The 1,794-nt window shown below is 72.7% G+C and carries 1 protein-coding gene; it reads left to right on the forward strand.

Annotation, left to right across the window (positions count from 1 at the left end; genetic code table 11):
- Positions 1-14 precede the first annotated feature (14 nt).
- On the forward strand, positions 15-1,794 hold a 1,780-nt coding region (locus D180_RS13055; RefSeq protein ID WP_017913135.1), incomplete at its 3' end, for a phospholipase C, phosphocholine-specific.

The raw sequence follows: 1,794 nt of genomic DNA on the forward strand, positions 1-1,794 counted from the left end.
TTCCCCGGACCCCCATGACCGACCAGACCCGCCGCCGGCTGCTCCGCGCCGGCCTCACCGCCAGCGCCGCCGCGCTGCTGCCGCCGAGCATCGCCCGCGCCGCCGCGATCGCCCCGGACGTGCGCAGCGGCACCCTCGACGACCTGCAGCACGTGGTGATCCTGATGCAGGAGAACCGCGCCTTCGATCATTACTTCGGCAGCCTTCCCGGCGTGCGCGGCTTCGGCGACCGTTTCCCGATCCCCGCCCCGCCGCTGCCCGACACCGCACCGCGCACGGTCTGGCTGCAGCCCAGTGCCGACGGCAGCCGCCAGCTCGCGCCGTTCCCGCTGCGCACCGCACGCGACTTCGCCACCATGCGCGTGAAGGGCACCCCGCATACCTGGCCGAACGCGCAGCAGGCCTGGGACCACGGCCGCATGGGCCAGTGGCCGGCAGCCAAACGCGACCACGCGCTGGCCCACTACGAACGCGACGACCTGCCATTCCAGTTCGCCCTCGCCGACGCCTTCACCATCTGCGACGCGTACCACTGCGCGATCCAGGCCGGCACCAATCCCAACCGCGTGTTCCTGTGGACCGGGCAGAACGACCCGCATGCGCGCGCCGGCGGCCCGGCGATCGCCAACTCGCACGACAACTTCCCGGAACTGGGCGGCGATCCGGACGACTACCGCTGGCCCAGCTACGTCGAGGCGCTGCAGCAGGCCGGCGTGTCGTGGCAGATCTACCAGGACATGGCCGACAACTTCACCGACAACCCGCTGGCCGGCTTCGCGCCGTTCCGCGCGGCCTGGCGTGGTGCACCCGGGCACGATCCGCAACTGCGCGCACGCGGCGTCTCCAGCCGCAGCCTGGCGCAGTTGCGCGAGGACGTGCTGGCCGCACGGCTACCGTCGGTGAGCTTCATCATCGCCGACGCCGCCGGCAGCGAGCATCCCGATCCGTCCAGCCCGGCGCAGGGCGCGGCCTACACCGCGCGCGTGCTCGATGCGCTGACCGCCGATCCCAAGGTGTGGGCGCGCACCGCGCTGCTGCTGATGTTCGATGAGAACGACGGCTTCTTCGATCACGTGCCGCCACCGGCCCCACCCTCGCCCGACCCGTCCGCGGCCGGCGGCTGGGCCGGCGCCTCCAGTGTCGCCACCGACGGCGAATACCACCTGCATCCTGCACCGGGCGACGCCAAGGCCGATCCGCCGGAGCTGCGCGGGCGTCCCTACGGCCTCGGCCCGCGCGTACCGCTGTACGTGATCTCGCCGTGGAGCCGCGGCGGCTGGGTCGATTCGCAGGTCTACGACCACACCTCGGTGCTGCGCCTGCTGGAGCGCCGCTTTGGTGTCGCCGCCGCCGGCCTGACCCCGTGGCGCCGCGCGGTCTGCGGCGACCTGCTGAACGCCTTCGATTTCCGCCAGGCCGACACCCGCCCGTTCGTCGCCGACCTGCCGGATGTGCGCGAGGCAGCGGCGCGCGCCGCGGCGTTGCACGACCACGCAGTGCCACCACTGCCGGCGCAGTTGCAGGCACCGCGCCAGGCGTTCGGCGTGCGCCGCGCACGTGCCTTGCCGTATCGGCCGACGGTGCAGTTGCAGCACGTGCCGGAGCGCGGCGAGGTGCAGTTGCGCATGACCAACACAGGCGCAGCGGCGGTGCTGCACGTCTACGACCGCTACCTCCTAGACGCGATCCCACGCCGCTACACGGTGGGCGCTGGCGCGACCCTGGACGGCACCTGGACCACCTACGACGGCAGCTACGACCTGTGGCTGCTCGGCCCCAACGGCTTCCACCGCC

The sequence above is a fragment of the Xanthomonas sp. SHU 166 genome (genome assembly GCF_000364685.1).
Classification (GTDB): domain Bacteria; phylum Pseudomonadota; class Gammaproteobacteria; order Xanthomonadales; family Xanthomonadaceae; genus Xanthomonas_A; species Xanthomonas_A sontii.